This window comes from Actinomadura sp. WMMB 499 (genome assembly GCF_008824145.1).
Taxonomy (GTDB): domain Bacteria; phylum Actinomycetota; class Actinomycetes; order Streptosporangiales; family Streptosporangiaceae; genus Spirillospora.
In genome coordinates this window covers 4878332-4897584 of sequence record NZ_CP044407.1, presented here as the reverse complement: position 1 = coordinate 4897584, position 19253 = coordinate 4878332, and the positions used below count along the sequence as shown (strand labels likewise).

Sequence of the window (19253 nt, the reverse complement as noted above, 5' to 3'; positions counted from 1 at the left end):
TCAGTTCGTGTCGTGACCGCGGCCGCGGCCGCGTCCGGGCCCGGCCCGGCGGCCGGGCTCGGGTGCGGGCTCGGGTTCGCGTTCGGCTTCGCCGTCCGGTCCGAGGTCGATGTCGAGTCCGCGTTCGAGGTCGCGCTCGAGTTCGCGTTCGAGGTCGAGATCGAGGTCCGAGCGGGCGAGCGCGTCCACTTCGTCGTCGTAGGCCTCGCCGAGCCCGCGCAGGAGCCGCAGCGTCGCCGCGGCCTCCGCCTCGTCGATCTTCGACATCGCGAACCCGACGTGCACGAGCACCCAGTCGCCGAGGGCGAGCCGCTCCTCGTCGAGCAGCCCGACGTTCACGGCGCGGCGCACCCCGACGACCTCGACCTTCGCGATGTCCGTCCCGTCCCGCGGCAGCTCGACGATCTCCCCGGGAATCCCCAGGCACATCAGCCCCGCCCCCCGCTCCCGGCGGCGGCGTCCGTCACATCCGCTCCATCTTGATGTAGCGCTTCATCGACGGGTACTCCTTCACCAGGAGGGCGAAGAACGCGAGGCCCGCCACGGCGGCGACGATCTTCCACGGTCGCATGTCGGTCGTTCCCTTCTCGGTCGAACAGTCGGTTTCTCGGACGAGCGGTCACCCGGCCGAGCAGTCGCCCGGACGGGACGCTCGCCCGGACGGGCGGCTTCCTGAACAGGCGGTCGCCCGGACGGGCGGTTGCCCATGCGGGCAGTTGCCCGGACGGGACGCCCGCCCGGACGGGCGGCTTCCCGGACGGGCGCGGGCGTCAGCCCGGCGGCAGGTTCGGCATGATCGGCAGGATCGCGTCGTGCTTCTTCGGGCTGATCCCGGTCGAGCGGCGCGCGTCCGCCGTGCCGTCCTTGTGGTGGCCCGTCTGCTTCTTGTAGTTGCCCTTCGCGTTGCCCTGGGGCACGCCCTTGGTGTGTGACGGCGTGTCCGGTTTCACGTGGGGCTTGCCCACCTTGATCTCGGCCATGGTCAGGTCACTCCCTTCTCGGCCAGGTGTTCCTCAGCGCGCGCGCCCGACGCCTCACCGGCGCGTACGGCCAGTTCCGCGAAGAAGCGCTCGATCTCGGGCCACACGTCCTTGCCGCCGGACAGTCCCTTCCACGACAGGCGCACGGTCGCCACGAGGCGGTAGCACTCGTCGAGCGGCACGAGCCACTGCTGCTCGGGCGCGGACCGCAGGGTCGGGCCGGTGTGCACGAGCAGCGCCTCGACCTCGGGCGCCATCGAGCGCAGCGGCTCGCACCGGCCGGCGGCGGCCGTCCAGGCGGACGCGTCGACGTCGCAGCGGGTGGCGCCCGCCGGGCTCGGGTAGTGCGCGGTCACCGCGCCGTCCGCGTGCCGGACGAAGAACGCGAGCCCGACCGGGACGCCCAGGTCGTCGACCGGCACGCCGGTCAGCCGCGTCCGGCGGCCCGGGACGAGCCGGAAGTGGCCGCGGCCCTCGGCGTCCCGGCCCGCCGCGTCCCGCTCGAACAGCAGGGCGCAGGCGCGGCACGCGCACAGGAGGCCGTCGCCGCGCTCGTCGAGGACGTGCGCGTGCCCGCCGCCGTGATCGTCCGGAACCGGTTCGGCGCACAGGTCGCAGCGCTCCGCGGCGTCCGCGCCGCGCGCCGCCGCGCGCGCGACGAGCCGCTCCAGCGCGCTCACCGCGCGTCCCGGAACAGCGACTCGAGCGGGACGAACGCGCCCGCGGGCCGCCCGGCCGGCGCGGCCGGCGCGGGGACCGCTTCGATCGCCGACAGTTCGGGCGCGACGCCGAGCACCGCGTCGCGGACCGCGTCCTCGACGCTGCCGCCCGCGCCGGCGCCCCCTTTCGCGGAGGTGCTGCCGCAGCTCCCGCAGCCGCCGCCGTCCGCGCGGTCCGGGAACCGGACGCGCGCCACGCCGTCCTCGATGCCGTCGAGTTCGACGTCCGCGCCGCGCGAGCCGAGCTGCTCCCGGATGTCGGCCAGCGCGCGCGCCACCCGTTCCTCCACGGGCGCGGGGTGCACGTCGTGGAGCGCGAGCAGGTGCCCGACGAGGTCGTCGTCGGTGAGCGCGGACACGAGCCGGGCGTCGTGCGCGGCGCGGTCCATGACGCGGGCGAGGGCCTCGCCGTAGACCTCGGCGAGCGTCGCGACCGTGTCGAGGGCGCTCTCGGCCGTCCGGCCGGGCGTCCGCTCCAGCGCGGCGAGCGCCTCCTCGATCCGGGTCAGCCGCGCGGCGACGTCCCCCTCGCCGAGGCGCCGGTCCTCCGGCCGCACGTCGCCGGGACGCGCGTCCCCGGGACGCGCGTCCCCGGGCGGCGCGCCGTCCGGCCGCGGCTCGGCCTCAGCCATGGGTCGCGCCGAACATGGGCGAGTGGATCTTCTCGAGCTGCTTGCCCTTGCCCAGGTACATGTGGACGCCGCACGGCAGGCAGGGGTCGAAGCTGCGGACGGCCCGCATGATGTCGACGCCGCGGAAGTCGTCCGGGCCGTTCTCCTCGAAGATCGGCATGTCCTGGACGGCGTCCTCGTACGGGCCGGGCGTGCCGAAGCTGTCGCGCGGGCTGCCGTTCCACGGCGTCGGCGGGTACGGGTGGTAGTTCGCGATCTTGCCCTTCTGGATCACCATGTGGTGCGAGAGGACGCCGCGGACCGCCTCGTGGAAGCCGCAGCCGATCGCCTCGTCCGGCACGTCGAAGTCCTCGAACACCTTCGTGTCGCCCGCCCGGACGCGCTCCAGCGCCTCCTCGACGAACTGGACGGCCATCGCCGCGGCGTACGCGACGAAGTACACGCGCGCCCGGTTGCGCTCGATGGCGTTCGACCACGGCGGGATGCGCCACTCGAGCGTCGTCTCCGGCAGCGAGTCGCCCTTCGGCAGGGAGATCTGGACGCTCCGGCCGGTCGACTTCACGTACCGGGCGTCGACGAGCCCGGCGAGCGCGGTGGTGTACAGCCGCGCGTACGGGCCGCCGCCGGTGTCGAGGGCGAGGTGGTCGCCGGTGCTCTTGTCGAACCAGCGCGGGCTCATCACCCAGCTGTACTTGTCGTCGAAGTCGCGCTTCTGCGGGTCGGGCAGCGTCGTCTGGTTCCAGGGGTGCCGCATGTCGACCGGGTTGCCGAGCGGGTCGTGGGTGACGAACGGGTCCTCGTTCACCCAGTCCTTGTAGTAGGAGCTGCCCAGCAGGATGCGGATGCCGAGGTTGATGTCGACGAGGTTCGTCGTCAGCAGCTCGCCGTCCACGACGACGCCGGGCGTCACGTACATGGCGCGGCCCCAGCGGTCCATCGTCTCGTACCGGTAGTCGACGACCTCGGGGTTCTGGAACGCGCCCCAGCAGCCGAGCAGGACGCGGCGGCGGCCGACCTCCTCGTATCCCGGCAGGGCCTCGTAGAAGAAGTCGAACACGTCGTCGTTCATCGCGACGGCCCGCTTGATGAAGTCGAGGACGCCGACCAGCCGGCTCAGGTAGTCGGTGAACAGGGTCGGTTCCGGCATCGTCCCGACACCGCCCGGATAGACCGTGGACGGGTGGACGTGCCGTCCCTCCATCAGGCAGAACATCTCGCGGGTGACGCGGCTGACCTTGAGGGCCTCCTTGTAGAGGGCGCCCTCGAACGGGTTGAACGCCTCCATGATGTCGGCGATCGTCCGGTACCCGTGGATGGCCGCGTTAGGCGCCTCGGTGTCGCGAGCCCGGCGCAGCACGCTCGGGTTCGTGTCCTTGACCATCGCCTCGCAGTAGTCGACGAAGACGAGGTTGTCCTGGAAGATCGTGTGGTCGAACATGTACTCGGCGGCCTCGCCGAGGTTCAGGATCAGCTCGCCCAGTGGCGGCGTCTTGATGCCGTACGCCATGTTCTGCGCGTACACCGAGCAGGTCGTGTGGTTGTCGCCGCAGATGCCGCAGATGCGGCTGGTGATGAACCCCGCGTCGCGCGGGTCCTTGCCCTTCATGAACACCGAGTAGCCGCGGAACAGCGAGGACGTGCTGTGGCACTCGGCCACCCGCCGGTTCGCGAAGTCGATCTTGGTGTAGATGCCGAGGTTGCCGATGATGCGGGTGATCGGGTCCCACGACATCTCGACGAGCTGCTCGGCTCCGGTCGTCCCGGCGGGTGCCGGTTTCGTCTGCGCGGTGTGCGCCATGGCTCGCTCCCTCTTTCCGTTCCGGTGTCGCGGGCGTCCCTACGGGCGGTAGCGGGGGTCGTAGCCGCTGGTCAGCGCCGGTTTGTTGTGGCGCCACTTCGGTTCCCGGTTCGCCGCGTGGTTGGTGATGCCGCGCATCCGGCGGATGAAGGAGCCGTACGGCTTGATCAGCGTCGAGGAGAGGCCGCCGCCCGGCGGCTGGTCCATGAACGGCATGAACTTGTCGGGGAACCCCGGCATCGTGCAGGCGATGCAGATGCCGCCCACGTTCGGGCAGCCGCCGACGCCGTTCATCCAGCCGCGCTTGGTGACGTTGCAGTTCACCACCGGCCCCCAGCAGCCGATCTTCACCTGGCACTTCGGCGAGTTGTAGTCGCCGCCGAAGTCGGCCTGCTCGTAGTACGCGGCCCGGTCGCAGCCCTCGTGCACCGTCCGGCCGAAGATCCACTGCGGGCGCAGCATCTCGTCCAGCGGCGGCGGCGGCGCGGCGCCCGCCGCGTGGTACAGCACCCAGGTCAGCGTCTCCATGAAGTTCTCCGGCTGCACCGGGCAGCCGGGGACGTTCACGATCGGCAGCGCGCCCGCGGACTTGAAGTCCCAGCCGAGGTAGTCGGCTAGGCCCATGGCCCCGGTCGGGTTGCCCGCCATCGCGTGGATCCCGCCGTACGTCGCGCAGGTGCCCGCCGCCACGACCGCCCACGCGCGCGGCGCGAGCCGGTCGATCCAGGTGTTCAGCGTCACCGGCTCGCCGGTGTCCGGGTCGTTGCCGAACGACGTCCAGTAGCCGTCCCCGTTGATCCGCTCGTTCGGGATCGACCCCTCGATGACGAGGATGAACGGCTCCAGCTCGCCGCGCGCCGCGGCCCGGAACGCGGCGAGGAACTCCTCGCCGCCCAGCGTCGGCGACAGCACCTTGTTGTGCAGGTTCACCTTCGGCAGCCCCGGGATCACGCCGTTCACGACGTCCTCGATGGCCGGCTGGGACGACGCCGTCACCGACACCGTGTCGCCGTCGCAGCTCATCCCCTCGGATATCCACAGGATGTGGATTTCGTCGAACCCCTTCGGGGTCGTGGTATCGCCTCGTTCGCGCGTCTGCGTCATGTCCGCGGCCTCCCCTGCATCCGGTCCCGCATCCGGTCGTAGGCGGCGGCCACCGGGGCCGCCACCGTGAGGGCCGGAGGACGGTCCGGCGCGTGCGGGTGCGGCCGCGTCGGGGCCGTCCCCTTCGCCTTCTCGAGCTTCCGGCCGAGTTCGTGCAGCGCCGCCTCGTCCGCCGCCTCGCGGAGCCGCGGCATCAACTCCCCCTCCTCGTCCTGGACGTGCTCCTCGACGTCGCGGCGCACCAGCTCGACGAGCTCCCCGGCGCGCCCGCCCGGACGGCCCGTCGAGAGCCCGCCCGCGCGGCCGCCCGCGCGGCCGTCCGTCCGGCCGTTCGTCCGGCCGTTCGTCCGGGACAGGGCGTCCAGTTCGGCCAGCGCCTCCTTCAGCGCCATGTGCTCGGCCAGGTGCCGCTGCACCAGCGCCTCGTCGCGCAGCGCCTTCCCGGCGAACGGATAGAAGATCAGCTCCTCGACGGCGGCGTGCTTGGACAGCTCGCGCACGAGGATGTCCACCACGCCCCACCGCTGCCGGTCGGACGCCGCCGCGGTGAAGTCGCGGAGGAGCTGCTCGACCATCCGGTGGTCGTGCTTGAGCAGTTCGATCGCGTCCATCGCCGTCACGCGCTCCCCCGCTCGCCCTCCGGTTCGCGCGCCGGCCCGTGTACCGGCTCGTGCTCCGGCCCGTGCTCCGGCCGCTCGCCGTCCCCGGCGGGCCCGGCGGTGGCGTGCGCGCCGTCGGGCGGCGCGGCGACGGTGATCGACTCCAGCACCACGTCGTCGCGGCCCCGCGCCTCGACGTCCACGCCCCCGCAGACCGGGCACGCGGCCAGCGCCGCCGCCGACCCGACCGGGGTCGTGCCGCCGCAGTCCCGGCAGTGCACCGCCAGCGGCTCCATGACCAGGTCGATGCGGGCGCCCTCGATCTCGGTGCCCTCGGCCGCCAGCCGGAATCCCTGGTCGATCACCTCCGGGTCGACGGGGTGGCCGCCGACGCGCACCCGCACGCCGCTCACCGGGCGTCCCCTGGCCCGCTTGCGCGCGGCGTCGACGATCGCGTCGCACATTCCCATTTCATGCACTGGTGGCCTCCGTGTCGGTCGTTGCGGTGCCGGTCGTCGCGGTTGCGGTGCCGGTCCTCCGGCCGGTCCTCCGGCCGGGCTTGCGGCCGGACCTGCGGCCGAGCTCGGGGGAGACCCGCGCGGCCTCCTCGCGGGCGAGCCGCCCCACCAGCCGGACGGCCTCGTCCAGCGCGGTGGTCACCGGGTCGGACAGCCCCATCCGCTCCCCCACGTCTGCGGGCCGGCACCCGACGACGAGGACGCGGTCCATCCGGCCGCCCAGCCGGTGCAGGAGCTGAAGCACCGCGAGGGGATGCATGCCGTGGCCGTTCACCGGGGGAGTCTCGGCCGCGTCCGGTTCCGCGGCGGCGTCCTCGGCGGCACCGGTCACGTCGAGGACGGCCAGCTCGCCGGGGTCCGCGCCGTCCAGCGGGACGGCGTCCACCATGATCAGCGTGTCGTGGCGGCCGTCCAGCAGTTCGTAGGCGAGGTGGACGCCGCGGATGCCGTAGTCGGTCACGTCCACGTTCTCCGGCAGGCCCGGCGCGTCCAGCCGCCGGACGACCTCGACGCCGAAGCCGTCGTCGCCCAGGAAGATGTTGCCGATGCCCGCGACCAGCACCCGGCCGCCGCCGGTTCCGCCGAGCCCGGTCACCGCGGGCTCCCCTCGTCCGCGAGCGCCCCGGCGGTGTCCGGATCCTCGGGGCTCCTCCCGGCGGCGGCGCGCACCTCGTGGGCGCTCGCCCCGGCCGCGGCCGTCTCGTGGACGCTCGTCCCGGCGAGGCGCGTCTCATCCGCGCGCGGCCTGCCGGCACGCGGCTCGGGCTCGTCGGGGCCCGGCTCGTCGGGGCCCGGCTCGTCCGCGAGGGGTTCCACCTCGTCCGGCGCGAAGTAGCGGAAGCGCCCGTACCACTGGTTCAGTTCGGCGGCCGGATCGTCCTCGAGGGAGACGGCGAGGTGGCACGCGTCGTCGACGTCCAGGAGGACGGCCTCCACGACCGCGGTCCGGCCGTCGAGGAAGCGGTCCTGGGGGTCGGTGCCGTGCGCGCGCGGGCGCAACCGCACCCGGCTGCCCCGCGAGACCGCGACGCCGTCCACCGTCACCGCGTCGGTGTCGGGGGAGACGGACGCGTCCGCGCCCGGATCCCACCAGGGCGTCCGTTCGGGCTCCGCCGCCCCCTCCGCCGCCGCCCGCTCCGCGAGCGGGCCGAGCGAGCGGACGGCGCCGTGCAGCCGCTCGAACACCTCGTGCGGCATCCCGTCCACCCGGTCGAGGATCTCGGCGGCGCGCGGGTCGGTGGCCCGCGCCTCCCGCTTCTCCGCGTCCGTCAGCGTCAGCGTCCGCAGCGACAGGATCTCGTCGATCTCCGTCGCGTCGTGCAGGTCGCCGGGGCTCTCGGGCGCGATCCGCGGGTGGTCGTACAGCAGGATCGGCGACGACAGGACGATCCCGCGCTCGCCCTCGGGACCGGCGAGCACCGGGAACGTGTGCACGTTGGCGCACTCGCGGGCCGCGTGCTCCGCCCACCGCGGCGGCTCCAGCAGCGACACGAACGCCCCGTCGACGGCGGCGATCATCGTGTGCGCGGCGAGCAGCGACCAGCGCAGCGCCTCGTCCCGGGGCGCGGCGGCGCGGTCGGCGGTATGGCCGTTCTCGACCCGCACCCGCAGCCGGTGCAGCGGGAACGGCGCGTCGCAGCGGACCGCCGACACGGTCACGACCGCGTCGACGTCGAGGCGGCTCCGGGTGATCCGGCCGCCTTCGGGGTGCTCGGGCGTCGCGACGTCCTCGTGCTCCTCGCCCGCCGGGGCACGGACGGCGAACCGCCGCCCGCCCGCGAGCAGGTCGGCCAGCGGGGCGGCGACGTCGAACTCCCGCGGCACCGCCTCGTCGAACGGCAGGTGCGTCCCGAGGGCGCCGACCTCCTCGAACGTCCCGCCGGCGCGGCGCCGACGCACCGTCCGGCGCTGCAGCTGCAGGAACCGCAGCCGGACGGTGATCGCGGCGTCCTCGGGGGCCTCCAGGAGGCATTCGGTCTGCTGCCACCACGACTCGGCGGACCCGGCGACGCTCGTGTCGTCGAGCCCGTGCGCGTCCGCCCAGGAGCGCGGCGCCAGCACCCCGAACTGCCAGCGGACCCGGTTCTTGCCCGACGAGCGGCGGTAGGGGTACAGCAGGTAGCCCTCGTAGAGGATCGCGTCGGCCACCGCCCGCACGCCCTCGAAACCTGTCGCCGCCATCGCCTCTCTCCCACTGCCCGGAACGCCCCGCGCGCCCTTTTTCGGGTATAGCAACGAGGCGGCGAGCCGGGTAAGTGGCGCCCGCCGATAGGTGACCGCGGCACCTACCGGGGCGGCCCGTCAGCGTGCTGTAATCGCGCTACGCGACATGCCGTGGTCCGGGGGTCGGAGATGCGAAGGCGCAGGAAGAAGCGGTACGGGCGGGTCGCGCGGGCCGGAGCGCGCGGTGCCGTGGCGGCCATGGCGATGACCGGGCTGCGCACGGTCACCGCCGCCGCGGGACCGCAGCAGAAAAGCCCGCCCGAAGCCATTGTCGATGAACACGCCCCGGCCTTCGTCAGGAATATGACGGAACGGCAGCGCCACGCTTTTATCGAGGTATTCCACTGGCTTTACGGGACGGCGGGCGGCGTGCTGTTCGGCCTGCTGCCGGACCGGCTGCGCGGCCGCCCGTCGGCCGGTCCGGCGTACGGGCTGGCGATCTGGCTCGGCTACGAACTGGCCGTCGGCCCCGCCCTGGGCGTCCGGCACGCCCGGCACCGCCGCGCGACGTGGCACGGCGCCGTCGCGCTCGACCACGTCCTGTACGGCGTCGTCGTCGCCGGGCGCCTCGCGCCCGACCCCGCGGCCACGCACCCGCCGCGCGGCCCCCGGCGACCGCGTCGGCCGCGCCGGGCCGGCCCGCGCCGGGCGGCACGCCGGTTCAGCCGCCGGCGGCTTCGCGCTCGATCCGGTCGAACTGGGCGCCCATGGCCTCGGCGAGGGCGTTCGCGCCCGACAGCGGCCGCACCATCACCATGAGCTCGGCGATCTTCCCGTGCTCGTCGTGCCGGATGAAGTCGCAGCCGTCGAGGTCGCGGTCGCCGACGCGGGTCTTGAACAGCAGCGCGTGCTCCCGGCCCCGGCCGTCCGCGCCGTCGAACTCGCCCACGTAGCGGAAGTCCTCGAACACCCGGAAGACGGCCCGCAGGATCGCGGCCGTGATCGCCTTGCCCGCGTACGGCTTGTGGGCGACCGGGCTGACGAACACGACGTCGTCGGCGAGCAGCGCGATCGCGCCGTCGATGTCCGCCGCCTCGACGGCCTTGCGGAACGGATGCATGCCGCACCTCCATAGTCAACTCGTTGCCTAGGTGCAAACGACACTATCTTCTAGTCAACTCGTTGCATAGTCAACGGTGTTGGTAGGTTGGCGGGCATGGCACTGCGACACGCGATCCTGGCCGCGCTGCTGGAGGGCGAGGCGTCCGGCTACGACCTCGCCAAGATCTTCGACGCGTCCGTCGCGAACTTCTGGATGGCCACGCCGCAGCAGCTGTACCGCGAGCTCGACCGCATGGCGGGCGACGGGCTGGTCGCGGCGCGCGTCGTCCGGCAGGAGCGCAGGCCCGACAAGCGGCTGTTCACCCTCACCGCCGACGGGCGCCGCGCCCTGCACGACTTCACCGCCGCGCCGCCCCGTCCGGGCGCGATGCGCGACGAACTGCTCGTCCAACTACAGGCCGTCGACGCGGGCGACGCCGCCGCCGTGGGCCGGGCCGTCGCCGAGCGGGCGGCGGCGTCGCGGGCCAAGCTCGCACGCTACGAACGGCTCCGCGCCGTCCTGCTGAACGGACGCACCGAGGAGGAGCACCTCGCGCACGCCGAACGGATCGGCCCCTACCTGACCCTCCTCGGGGGCATCGCGTTCGAGCAGGAGAACATCCGGTGGGCCGAACGGGTCCTCGACGTCCTGCGGCGGCGCGCGTCCGCCCGGACGGCCTAGCGGACCGGGTGGCGGAGGATCGTCCGCATCTTCTCCGGGTCGGTCTCCTGCGGGTCGGACAGGTAGATCTCGTGGTGCAGCCCGTTCATGACCAGGCCCTCCGCCGCCATGAACGCGGCCAGCCGGACGAGGCTCGCGGGCTCGTCGGCGTAGTCGCCGCGGTGGAGGAGCTGGACGCAGCGCCCTTCGGCGAACGTCACGAGCTGGACGCGCGCCACCGCCGGCACGCTCGGCCGCACCTCCTCGCGCGCCCGGTCGACGGCCGCCGGGTCGAGGCCCTCCGGCAGCCGCAGGAACAGGTGCCACCACCACTCGCCGCGCGGGACCTCGAGCGGGGCGCGCTCGTCCTCGACCCACCAGCGGCCCTCCAGCGGGACCATCGGCGCGCCGATCGCCCCCATGACCGCGTAGAGCGCGCCCACGGCCGCGCTGTAGGTGTCGCCGCCGGGCTCGCCGCGGCCGGTGACCGCGAGGCCCGACACCGGGCCGAACTCCGCGATCTCCGGCTCCTCCGCCGCCTCGTACCAGTTCATGCGTCGTCCTCCAGGGGGATCATCACCCGGGTCTCCAGGCGTTCGGGGGGCGTGGTCGCGGGATCGGAGAGGTAGAGCTCGCGGACGGGGCCCGCGGGCGAGTGCCCGTGGTCGCCGAACCACGCGAGCACGCCGTGGACCGTGAGCGGGATCTCGTCGTAGGGGCCGACGTGCACGGCGGACGCGAACGTCCCGCCGGGCAGGACGTCGCCGCCGTCCGGCGAGTCGGCGGTCACCCGGACGACGAACTCGTCCGGCACGTCGAGCGGGAAGAGCCCGACGAGCGTCTCGCCGGACGGGCACAGCCGTGCGACGCACGCGGACGTCGCGGCCCCGATCGTCTCGGGCGTCGCCGCCGCGTACTCGGACCGCACCCGGCGGGCGGGCTCGGCGGCCACCGTCACCTCGGCGCCCGGCAGGCCCTCGGCGAGGATCCGGTCCAGGAGCCGGAGGGCACGGCGGCGCCGGGCCACCTCGGCCTCGAGCCGCTCCCGCGCCTCCCGCAGTGCCGCACTACCACCCGTATCGGCACCCGTACCGTCGGCCGATCCCGTCCGCGTGCCGGGACGGGCGCCGGGACGGGCGTCGGGACGGGCGTCGGGGCGGGCGTCGGCCAGGACGCGCGCGATCGTCGGGAGCGGCACGTCCATGCCGCGCAGCATCCCGATGGTCAGCGCGTCCCGGGCCTGCGACGACCGGTAGTACCGGTAGCCGGACGCCGGGTCGACCCGCGCGGGGGCCAGCAGGCCCAGGTCGTCGTAGTGCCGGAGCTGCTTCACGCTGAGCCGGCACAGCCGCGCGAACCGCCCGATCGGCAGGAGATCGTCGCTCACGGCACCAGCCTGGCGCCTCCCCCGGTGGGAGAGTCCAGCGCGGGCCGGATTCCGGTCAGGGAGCCGCGACCGGCTCGGCGTTCAGGCCGGTGCACTCCCGCAGGTCGTTCCAGCGCTTCACCTCGGCCTTCGCCGCCGCTCCCTTGAGCGGGATCGGGACGCCGCCCTGGATGCTGACGGGCGCCCACTTGTCCGCGGTGACCTTGCCGTCCTCCACCTTCAGGATCAGCATTCCGGAGCGCGCGCTCTGCCCCCGGGCGGAGGCGAACAGGAAGTTGCCCATGCCGTAGTGGATGTAGGCGCCGTTGTCCATGTAGCCGCCGCCCAGCGGGATGTGGGCGTGGCCGCCGACGATGATGTCGGCCCCGGCGGCCGTGAGCTGCTGGGCGAGTTCCTTCTGGCGCGGCAGCGGGCAGGGGTTGAGCTCCTGCCCCCAGTGCACGTGGACGATGACGACGTCGGAGCCCTGCGCGGCCTCCTTCACTGCCTGCACCATCCGGGGGACGACCTTGGCGGACGCCAGGCCCGGCTTGCCGTCGGTCGCCGTCCACTGCTGGATGAGGTTGTCGTCGAGGACCTGCGTGGCGCCGACGATCGCGAGCTTGTTCCCCTTCACGGTGACCCGGTACGGCTTGTACGCCTCGTCGGCGTTCATCCCGATCCCCACGGTCGGGAAGCCGGACTCCTTGATCGCCGCCAGGGAGTCGCGCAGCCCGGACACGCCGAAGTCCATGCCGTGGTTGTTCGCCATGGACGTCACGTCCACCCCGGCGGCCTTCAGCGCGGCGAACGCCGACGCGGGGGCCCGGAACGCGTACGTCTTCGGGGCCTTCGTCCCGCCCTCGGTGATCGCCGTCTCCAGGTTGATCATCGCGAGATCGGCCTTGCGCAGCGTCTTCGCCGTCGGGCCGAGCGCCGTCTCGGGCTCGGCCAGCCGGGAGCGGAGCTGGGCCTCGAAGTTCGTGTCGCCGCCGAACGCCAGCAGGATCGGCTCCTTGGCCGGTTCGGACGGGCTCGGCGGGGCGGCCGGCGGCGCCGAACTCGCCGGCGAGGCCGCTCCCTCGGCCGGGGGCGTGTCGCCGCCCGTCAGCCCGCACGCCGTCGCGGCCAGGAGCAGCCCGCCCGCCGCGGCCGAGGCCGCGACCCTGCTGCTCGCGAACCCGCTGCTCGCGCCGCGACTCCGCCGCCTGTTCCCGCGCACCTTGTTCATGGACCGGCCTCCGCTCGGGGCTCCGCGTGACGGGACGAGCATGCCATGCGCGCGCCACTGCCATGTGCCGCGACCTGCGGATTCGACGAAATGGTGATGGAGGTGAGACATCCCGCGCAGGTCCCGCCCGGCGAACCGCACCCCATCCCCAAGCCTGTATGGTTCGTTTTCTTGAATCGTTCGTGTTTTTGAGGGTACGGTGGTTCGCATGACCGCAACGGAGACGCCGAACATCACCGCGGAGCTGCGCGACGCCGGGCTCCGGGTGACGGCGGCGCGGGTCGCGCTCCTGCAGACCGTCCGCGCCGGGAACCACCTCGGCGTCGACGCGATCGCCGCGGGAGTCCGCCGGCGCGTGGGCCACATCTCCCTGCAGGCCGTCTACGAGGCCCTGCACGCGATGACCGCGGCCGGCCTCGTGCGGCGCATCGAACCGGCGGGCAGCCCCGCCCGGTTCGAGGGCCGCACCGGCGACAACCACCACCACCTGGTGTGCCGGAGCTGCGGGGCCGTCGCCGACGTCGACTGCGCCGTCGGGCACCCGCCCTGCCTGGACCCGGTCGACGACGCCGGATTCCACGTCGACGAGGCCGACGTCACGTTCTGGGGCCTGTGCCCCCGCTGCCGCCCGGACGCCGCGCCCCCGGACGCCGCGCCCCCGGACGCCGCGACCACCGGCACCACGACCACGAACGGTCGATGAGCACGTCCACCACCATGGAGCAGAGAGGAACGCGCCCATGACCGAGAGGCCGACCACCACGACCGACGCCGGGATCCCCGCCCCCAGCGACGCGCACTCCCAGTCCGTCGGTCCGAACGGCCCCCTGCTGCTGCAGGACCATTACCTCATCCAGAAGATGGCGCACTTCAACCGCGAGCGCGTCCCCGAACGCGTCGTCCACGCCAAGGGCGGCGGCGCGTACGGCGTCCTGGAGATCACCGAGGACGTCAGCCAGTTCACCCGGGCGAAGCTCTTCCAGAAGGGCGCCCGCACCGAGTCGCTGGTGCGGTTCAGCTCCGTCGCGGGCGAGCTCGGCTCGGCGGACGCGGGCCGCGACCCGCGCGGCTTCGCGATGAAGTTCTACACCGAGGACGGCAACTACGACCTCGTCGGCAACAACACCCCGGTCTTCTTCATCCGGGACCCGCAGAAGTTCTCCGACTTCATCCACTCGCAGAAGCGCCGCGCCGACAACCACCTGCGCGACAACAACATGCAGTGGGACTTCTGGACGCTCTCGCCCGAGTCGGCCCACCAGGTGTCCTGGCTGATGACCGATCGCGGCACCCCCGCGTCCTGGCGGCACATGAACGGGTACGGCTCGCACACGTTCCTCTGGTACAACGCCGCCGGCGAGAAGTTCTGGGTCAAGTACCACTTCAAGACCGACCAGGGGATCCGGAACTTCACCGCCGAGGAGGCCGACGCCCAGCACCCGGACGTCCACGTCCGCGACCTCTACACCGCGATCGAGCGCGGCGACCACCCGTCCTGGACCGTGCAGGTGCAGGTCATGCCGTTCGAGGACGCGGCCGACTACCGGTTCAACCCGTTCGACCTGACCAAGGTCTGGCCGCACGCCGACTACCCGCCGATCACCATCGGGAGGTGGACGCTGAACCGGAACCCGGAGAACTACTTCGCCGAGATCGAGCAGGCCGCGTTCGAGCCCGCCAACCTCGTCCCCGGCATCGGCGCCTCGCCGGACAAGATGCTGCAGGGCCGGCTGTTCTCCTACCCGGACGCCCACCGGTACCGGATCGGCGCGAACTACCTGCAGCTCCCGGTCAACCGCCCGCACTCGCCCGTCCACACCTACAACAAGGACGGCGCGATGGCGTACGCCAACTCGGGCGACCCGGTGTACGCGCCGAACTCGGCCGGCGGGCCCGAGGCCGACCCCGAGCCGTGGGCCGGTGACTCCTACGACGTCGCGGGCGAGATCGTCCGCAGCGCCTACCGGCCGCACAGCGAGGACGACGACTTCGTGCAGCCCCGCGCCCTGTGGGAGAAGGTCCTCGGCGAGACCGACCGCGACCACATGGTTCACAACATCCTCCTGCACGCCAACGCGCCGGAGGTCACGGCCGACATGAAGAAGCGCGTGGCCGAGTACTGGCGGAACGTCCAGAAGGACCTGGGCGACCGCGTCGCCAAGGGGCTCGGCGTCAACGGCTCCTGACCGTTCGCCTCCCGCCCGGAAGGGGCGGCCCCGCCGGGGCCGCCCCTTTCACCTGCTCAGCGCCCGTGCGGAGGTGTGCGGGGTCATAACGGCGTTGTGTCCGCGCACCGATCGAACGTTCCAGGGTGTCCTTTACGTCCAAGGTCATGGAGTTTCGCGGGATCGCACGTCATCATGGGGAACCCGAGTCCCATTCGGTTTGGAGTTCCCGATGAGCGACCGCACGGCACACCGCACCTGTCCGCTCTGCGAGGCCCTCTGCGGGCTGGAGCTCACCCTGGACGGCTCGGGCCGCGTCACCCGGGTCCGCGGCGACGTGCGGGACCCGTTCAGCAAGGGGTTCATCTGCCCCAAGGGCGCCACCCTCGGCAGCCTCGACGGCGACCCCGACCGGCTCGCGGAACCGCTCGTCCGCAAGGGCGACGGGCACGTCCCGGCGAGCTGGGACGAGGCGTTCGAGGCCGTCCGGGCCGGCGTCGCCGATGTGATCGAGCGGTACGGGCGGGACGCGGTCGCCGTGTACGTGGGCAACCCCACGGCCCACTCGATCGCCGGGCCCCTCTACACGGGCGCGATCGTCAAGGCCCTCGGCACGCGCAACCTCTACACGGCGAGCACCGCCGACCAGATGCCGAAGCACGTCGCGTGCGGCCACATGTTCGGCGACCCCCTCGCCATCCCCGTCCCCGACCTGGACCGCACCGACCACCTGCTCATGCTCGGCGCGAACCCCCTGGAGTCGAACGGGAGCCTCTGCTCCGCGCCCGATTTCCCTGGACGGCTCAAAGCGATCCAGGCGCGCGGGGCAAGGTCACCGTGGTCGACCCAAGGCGGACGCGCACCGCCGCACTGGCCGACGAGCACGTGTTCATCCGCCCCAGCACCGACGCCTACTTCCTCATGGCGATGGTGCACACCCTGTTCGCCGAGAACCTCGCCGTCGACCTGCCGGACGCCGCCGGGCTCGACGAGCTGCGCGACATCGCCGCCGGCTTCGCGCCCGAACGGGTCGCGGACATCACCGGCGTCCCCGCCGACGCCGTCCGCCGCACGGCCCGCGAGCTGGCGGCCGCGCCGCGCGCCGCCGTGTACGGGCGCATCGGCACCTGCACGCAGGCGTTCGGCACGCTGAACAGCTGGCTCGTCGACGTCCTCAACGCGCTCACCGGCAACCTCGACCGGCCCGGCGGCGCGATGTTCCCCAAGCCCGCGCACGTCCCCGCGTACCGGCGGCGCAAGCCGTTCCGGACGGGCCGGTGGCGCAGCCGCGTCCGCGACCTGCCCGAGGCCAACGGGGAACTCCCGGTCGCCACGCTCGCCGACGAGATCGAGACCCCCGGCGAGGGGCAGGTCAGGGCGCTGATCACCATCGGCGGGAATCCGGCGCTGTCCGCACCGAACTCGGCGCGCCTCGACCGCGCGTTCGCCGGGCTCGAGTTCATGGCCTCGATCGACCCGTACCTGAACGAGACGACGCGGCACGCCCACGTCGTCCTCCCGCCGCCCCGGCCCGTCCAGACGCCGCACTACGACATCGCGCTCACCGGCCTGGCCGTCCGGAACTACGCCCGGTACTCCCCGCCGGTCCTGCCCCTGGACGGGCGCCCGAGCGAGTCGGAGATCCTCGCGCGACTCGCCCTGCTCGCGTCCGGCGCCGACGGCGACCCCGCCGCCCTCGACGACATGATCATCACCTCGACCCTCGGGAAGGCCGTCGCGCACGAGGGGTCGCCCGTCCACGGCCGCGACGCCGGCGAGCTGCGGGCGATGCTCGACGCGGGCACCCCGGCCGAGCGGCGGCTCGACATGATGCTGCGCCTCGGCCCGTACGGCGACGCCTTCGGCGCCGTCCCGGACGGCCTCACCCTCGACCGGCTCCGCACCGACCACCCGCACGGCATCGACCTCGGCGCCCTCGAACCCCGCCTCGACGAGGTGCTCTGCACGGCGTCCGGGCGCCTCGAGCTGTGCCCGCCCGCACTCGCCGCCGACGCCGCCCGGCTCCGCGACGCGCTCGAGGCGGCGCTCGAGACGGCGGCGCCCGCCGGGACCGTGCTGATCGGCCGCCGCCACCTGCGGTCCAACAACAGCTGGCTGCACAACGTCCCCGAACTGGTGCGCGGCTCCAACACCTGCACCCTGCACCTGCACCCCGACGACGCCGCCCGGCTCGGCGTCGCGGCGGGCGACGGCGTCCGGGTGACGTCCCGCGCGGGCTCGGTCGAGGCGGTCGCCGAACCCACCGACGCGATCATGCCGGGCGTCGTCAGCCTCCCGCACGGCTGGGGCCACGACCGTCCCGGCACCCGGACGGGCGTCGCGCGGCGGCACGCGGGGGTGAACGTCAACGCGGTGACCGACGAGCGGGAGATCGACCCCGCGTCGGGCACCGCGGTGTTCAACGGCGTGCCCGTCACCCTCGCCCGCGTGGGCTGACGCCCCGTCCCACCGCCGCGTAGTCTGACGGTATGGAAACGGCCACTGGGGAGCGGATCGATCTCGGCAGTGCGCTGGTGCGGATCTCGTTCCTGGTGAACTCCATCTACAACGAGGTCAGCCGGGAGCACGGAGTGACCCCGCAGCAGGGCAAACTGCTCTGCGTGCTCATGGAGCGCCCCTACGGGATGCGCGAGCTCGGCGCGGTGCTGGGCCTGGCGAAGTCGAGTCTCACCGGCCTCGTCGACCGGACCGCCCAGCACGGCCTGGTCCGCCGCGAGACCGACCCGCGGGACGCCCGCGCGGTGCAGGTCGCGATCACCGAGCCGGGCGGCCGGCTCGCCGAGGTCTTCCACCGGGACACGATCCGCCGCGTCGAGGACCTGTCCGCGCACCTCGAGGCCGCCGACCGCGACCGGCTCACCGACCTGCTCGGCGTCACCGTGCTGGCCGCCGAGGCGCGCGGCGTTCCCCTCGAGACCGACGCCGGTCCCTGCACCTGACCCGCCCGCACCTGACCCGCCCGCGGACCGCGATCGGCCCCCGCCGGGCTCGCCGGCGAGGGCCGATCGGGCTCCCGTCGCCGCGCGTCAGCCCGTCCCGAACAGCTCGGCGAACCGCTCGGTCAGCAACGCACGCCCCTTGTACTCGCTGACCTGCGCGGCCGGCATCAGGAACGGCGCGCCGTCGTCACCGGGCGCCTGGCCGACGCCGCCCTCCGGGCCCAGCGGCAGGAGGATGAACCGGACCGGCGACGGCTCGTACACCGCCGCCGGCGGCTCGCCCCGCACCTGCGCGCCGATGTTCGCCGCGATCACGTCCGCGTGCCGCATCGCGTGCGCCGCCATCTTGGCCTCGGGAACGTCGGTGATGTCACCGAGGGCGTAGACGTGGTCGTGCCCGTGGACGTTGAGCCGCTCGGTGACGCGCAGCCGCCCGTCCCCGGTCCGCACGTCGCCCAGGCCGGCGCCGAGCCGGTCGCCGTTCGGGCTGACGCCGTGGGCGCGGAACCAGATGTCGGCCGTGATCTCCGTGTCGCCCGCCCGGACGGTGAAGGTCCCCGCGACGGCGGGACCGACCGGCGGCGGCGCGGCGAGGGACGTCTCCAGCCGCAGGTCGACGCCCAGCTCCGCGAGCTGCCGGTGCAGTTCCGCGCGCACCTCCGGCAGGAACCCGGGGAGCAGCTCGGCGGCCGGGTCGACGATCGTCACCGCCTTCTCCGGCCAGACGGCCTTGATCTCCCCGGCCAGCTCCAGCCCCACCGGCCCGGCCCCGGCGATCAGCACCCGGCCCGCGCCCGCCAGTTCCTTGTGCGTGGCGCGGAGCCGCTCGAGCGCCTCGGCGGCGTCGTCGCTCTCGATCTTCGCCGGGTACGGGTAGCCCGAACCGGACGCGAGGACGATGTAGTCGGCGTCCACCCGTCCCCCGGAGGCCAGCGTCACGCCGCGCGGGTCGACCGAGGCGGCGCGGTCGCGGACGACCCGGCCGCGCCGGAGCAGCCGGTCGTACGGAAAGAAGATGTTCTCGGCCCAATCCGGCTGGACGAGCGCGCGCAGCGCCCCCGCGGCCTGCACGAAGGCGTCCCGCGGTTCGATCAGCACGACGTCGGCGTCCGCGTCCAGTGCCTTGGCGGCGGCGGCCCCGCCGTACCCGCCGCCGACGACCGCAACGGTGCGTTCCATGTAGCTCGACCCCCACCATAATGTTCGTGATACGAACTGTACGTGTCACGAACGATATTGGTTCGTACTACGAACGT

At 73.4% G+C, this 19253-nt stretch carries 21 protein-coding genes and 1 pseudogene; 6 read left to right on the top strand and 16 right to left on the bottom strand.

What is annotated here, in order from left to right:
* The 12 genes from F7P10_RS45495 to F7P10_RS21650 form a co-directional block, all read right to left on the bottom strand.
* A complete protein-coding gene (locus tag F7P10_RS45495) occupies nt 1–429 on the bottom strand; it encodes a HypC/HybG/HupF family hydrogenase formation chaperone (RefSeq protein ID WP_151011686.1) in 429 nt (142 codons plus the stop codon).
* Between the two features lie 341 nt (nt 430–770).
* A complete protein-coding gene (locus F7P10_RS21700) occupies nt 771–980 on the bottom strand; it encodes a hypothetical protein (protein WP_151011685.1) in 210 nt (69 codons plus the stop codon).
* A gap of 2 nt (nt 981–982) precedes the next feature.
* Nucleotides 983–1660: a DUF5947 family protein gene (locus tag F7P10_RS21695; RefSeq protein ID WP_151011683.1), complete on the bottom strand. Its 678-nt coding sequence runs from the start codon at nt 1658–1660 to the stop codon at nt 983–985.
* Complete coding sequence (locus tag F7P10_RS21690) at nt 1657–2331, bottom strand: NifU family protein (RefSeq protein WP_151011681.1); 675 nt, start codon at nt 2329–2331, stop codon at nt 1657–1659. Before F7P10_RS21690 ends, F7P10_RS21695 begins: the two co-directional genes overlap by 4 nt.
* Nucleotides 2324–4129: a nickel-dependent hydrogenase large subunit gene (locus F7P10_RS21685; protein WP_151011679.1), complete on the bottom strand. Its 1806-nt coding sequence runs from the start codon at nt 4127–4129 to the stop codon at nt 2324–2326. Before F7P10_RS21685 ends, F7P10_RS21690 begins: the two co-directional genes overlap by 8 nt.
* A gap of 39 nt (nt 4130–4168) precedes the next feature.
* Nucleotides 4169–5233, bottom strand: a complete 1065-nt coding sequence (locus F7P10_RS21680) for a hydrogenase expression protein HypE (protein ID WP_151011677.1) — start codon at nt 5231–5233, stop codon at nt 4169–4171.
* A complete protein-coding gene (locus F7P10_RS21675; protein WP_151018204.1) occupies nt 5230–5844 on the bottom strand; it encodes a hemerythrin domain-containing protein in 615 nt (204 codons plus the stop codon). The genes F7P10_RS21680 and F7P10_RS21675 overlap by 4 nt, the downstream gene beginning before the upstream one ends.
* Nucleotides 5845–5849: 5 nt before the next feature.
* A complete protein-coding gene (locus F7P10_RS21670) occupies nt 5850–6302 on the bottom strand; it encodes a hydrogenase maturation nickel metallochaperone HypA (protein ID WP_254716791.1) in 453 nt (150 codons plus the stop codon).
* 1 nt (nt 6303) lies between these two features.
* Nucleotides 6304–6945, bottom strand: coding sequence for a hydrogenase maturation protease (locus tag F7P10_RS21665; RefSeq protein ID WP_218040104.1), 642 nt, complete (start codon nt 6943–6945; stop codon nt 6304–6306).
* Entirely contained in the window at nt 6942–8531 is a 1590-nt protein-coding gene (locus F7P10_RS21660) for a hypothetical protein (RefSeq protein ID WP_218040103.1), read from the bottom strand. The genes F7P10_RS21665 and F7P10_RS21660 overlap by 4 nt, the downstream gene beginning before the upstream one ends.
* Nucleotides 8532–8651: 120 nt before the next feature.
* Nucleotides 8652–9110 (bottom strand): hypothetical protein, encoded by a 459-nt coding sequence (locus tag F7P10_RS21655; protein ID WP_151011675.1) that lies wholly within the window; start codon nt 9108–9110, stop codon nt 8652–8654.
* A 124-nt stretch (nt 9111–9234) separates the two neighbouring features.
* Nucleotides 9235–9633, bottom strand: a complete 399-nt coding sequence (locus F7P10_RS21650) for a nuclear transport factor 2 family protein (RefSeq protein ID WP_151011673.1) — start codon at nt 9631–9633, stop codon at nt 9235–9237.
* Between the two features lie 96 nt (nt 9634–9729).
* Here F7P10_RS21650 and F7P10_RS21645 point away from each other — a divergent pair, with 96 nt between their 5' ends.
* On the top strand, nt 9730–10296 hold the full coding sequence (locus tag F7P10_RS21645) for a PadR family transcriptional regulator (RefSeq protein WP_151011671.1): 567 nt from the start codon (nt 9730–9732) through the stop codon (nt 10294–10296).
* Here the strand turns inward: F7P10_RS21645 and F7P10_RS21640 are convergent.
* The 3 genes from F7P10_RS21640 to F7P10_RS21630 are packed head-to-tail and all read right to left on the bottom strand — an operon-like array spanning nt 10293 to nt 12872.
* Complete coding sequence (locus F7P10_RS21640) at nt 10293–10829, bottom strand: GyrI-like domain-containing protein (RefSeq protein WP_151011669.1); 537 nt, start codon at nt 10827–10829, stop codon at nt 10293–10295. The two genes, F7P10_RS21645 and F7P10_RS21640, sit on opposite strands and share 4 nt — an antisense overlap.
* Nucleotides 10826–11662 carry a GyrI-like domain-containing protein gene (locus F7P10_RS21635; protein ID WP_151011667.1) on the bottom strand — a complete coding sequence of 279 codons (837 nt, stop codon included), beginning with the start codon at nt 11660–11662 and terminating at the stop codon, nt 10826–10828. Before F7P10_RS21635 ends, F7P10_RS21640 begins: the two co-directional genes overlap by 4 nt.
* Before the next feature lie 55 nt (nt 11663–11717).
* Nucleotides 11718–12872 carry a CapA family protein gene (locus F7P10_RS21630; protein ID WP_151011665.1) on the bottom strand — a complete coding sequence of 385 codons (1155 nt, stop codon included), beginning with the start codon at nt 12870–12872 and terminating at the stop codon, nt 11718–11720.
* A 208-nt stretch (nt 12873–13080) separates the two neighbouring features.
* On the opposite strand from F7P10_RS21630, the gene F7P10_RS21625 reads away from it, so the two are divergent.
* From F7P10_RS21625 to F7P10_RS21610, 5 genes and pseudogenes are all read left to right on the top strand, one after another.
* Nucleotides 13081–13575, top strand: a complete 495-nt coding sequence (locus tag F7P10_RS21625) for a Fur family transcriptional regulator (protein ID WP_151011663.1) — start codon at nt 13081–13083, stop codon at nt 13573–13575.
* A 37-nt stretch (nt 13576–13612) separates the two neighbouring features.
* Nucleotides 13613–15058 carry a catalase gene (locus F7P10_RS21620; protein WP_151011661.1) on the top strand — a complete coding sequence of 482 codons (1446 nt, stop codon included), beginning with the start codon at nt 13613–13615 and terminating at the stop codon, nt 15056–15058.
* Nucleotides 15059–15269: 211 nt separating this feature from the next.
* A pseudogene (locus tag F7P10_RS45490) lies at nt 15270–15740 on the top strand (molybdopterin-dependent oxidoreductase); the annotation flags it as partial.
* Entirely contained in the window at nt 15704–17494 is a 1791-nt protein-coding gene (locus F7P10_RS21615) for a molybdopterin oxidoreductase family protein (RefSeq protein WP_368077419.1), read from the top strand. The pseudogene F7P10_RS45490 and the gene F7P10_RS21615, both read left to right, overlap by 37 nt.
* A 32-nt stretch (nt 17495–17526) precedes the next feature.
* Nucleotides 17527–17997: a MarR family winged helix-turn-helix transcriptional regulator gene (locus F7P10_RS21610; protein ID WP_176611604.1), complete on the top strand. Its 471-nt coding sequence runs from the start codon at nt 17527–17529 to the stop codon at nt 17995–17997.
* 87 nt (nt 17998–18084) lie between these two features.
* Here the strand turns inward: F7P10_RS21610 and F7P10_RS21605 are convergent, their stop codons facing one another.
* Nucleotides 18085–19176: an NAD(P)/FAD-dependent oxidoreductase gene (locus F7P10_RS21605; RefSeq protein WP_151011660.1), complete on the bottom strand. Its 1092-nt coding sequence runs from the start codon at nt 19174–19176 to the stop codon at nt 18085–18087.
* Between the last annotated feature and the right edge of the window lie 77 nt (nt 19177–19253).

What these genes read in the sequence shown, in the direction of transcription:
- F7P10_RS45495 (WP_151011686.1), bottom strand. Translation starts at nt 429, where the DNA reads ATGTGCCTGGGGATTCCCGGGGAGATCGTCGAGCTGCCGCGGGACGGG.
- F7P10_RS21700 (WP_151011685.1), bottom strand. Translation starts at nt 980, where the DNA reads ATGGCCGAGATCAAGGTGGGCAAGCCCCACGTGAAACCGGACACGCCG.
- F7P10_RS21690 (WP_151011681.1), bottom strand. Translation starts at nt 2,331, where the DNA reads ATGGCTGAGGCCGAGCCGCGGCCGGACGGCGCGCCGCCCGGGGACGCG.
- F7P10_RS21685 (WP_151011679.1), bottom strand. Translation starts at nt 4,129, where the DNA reads ATGGCGCACACCGCGCAGACGAAACCGGCACCCGCCGGGACGACCGGA.
- F7P10_RS21680 (WP_151011677.1), bottom strand. Translation starts at nt 5,233, where the DNA reads ATGACGCAGACGCGCGAACGAGGCGATACCACGACCCCGAAGGGGTTC.
- F7P10_RS21675 (WP_151018204.1), bottom strand. Translation starts at nt 5,844, where the DNA reads ATGGACGCGATCGAACTGCTCAAGCACGACCACCGGATGGTCGAGCAG.
- F7P10_RS21670 (WP_254716791.1), bottom strand. Translation starts at nt 6,302, where the DNA reads ATGGGAATGTGCGACGCGATCGTCGACGCCGCGCGCAAGCGGGCCAGG.
- F7P10_RS21660 (WP_218040103.1), bottom strand. Translation starts at nt 8,531, where the DNA reads ATGGCGGCGACAGGTTTCGAGGGCGTGCGGGCGGTGGCCGACGCGATC.
- F7P10_RS21650 (WP_151011673.1), bottom strand. Translation starts at nt 9,633, where the DNA reads ATGCATCCGTTCCGCAAGGCCGTCGAGGCGGCGGACATCGACGGCGCG.
- F7P10_RS21645 (WP_151011671.1), top strand. Translation starts at nt 9,730, where the DNA reads ATGGCACTGCGACACGCGATCCTGGCCGCGCTGCTGGAGGGCGAGGCG.
- F7P10_RS21640 (WP_151011669.1), bottom strand. Translation starts at nt 10,829, where the DNA reads ATGAACTGGTACGAGGCGGCGGAGGAGCCGGAGATCGCGGAGTTCGGC.
- F7P10_RS21630 (WP_151011665.1), bottom strand. Translation starts at nt 12,872, where the DNA reads ATGAACAAGGTGCGCGGGAACAGGCGGCGGAGTCGCGGCGCGAGCAGC.
- F7P10_RS21625 (WP_151011663.1), top strand. Translation starts at nt 13,081, where the DNA reads ATGACCGCAACGGAGACGCCGAACATCACCGCGGAGCTGCGCGACGCC.
- F7P10_RS21620 (WP_151011661.1), top strand. Translation starts at nt 13,613, where the DNA reads ATGACCGAGAGGCCGACCACCACGACCGACGCCGGGATCCCCGCCCCC.
- F7P10_RS21610 (WP_176611604.1), top strand. Translation starts at nt 17,527, where the DNA reads ATGGAAACGGCCACTGGGGAGCGGATCGATCTCGGCAGTGCGCTGGTG.
- F7P10_RS21605 (WP_151011660.1), bottom strand. Translation starts at nt 19,176, where the DNA reads ATGGAACGCACCGTTGCGGTCGTCGGCGGCGGGTACGGCGGGGCCGCC.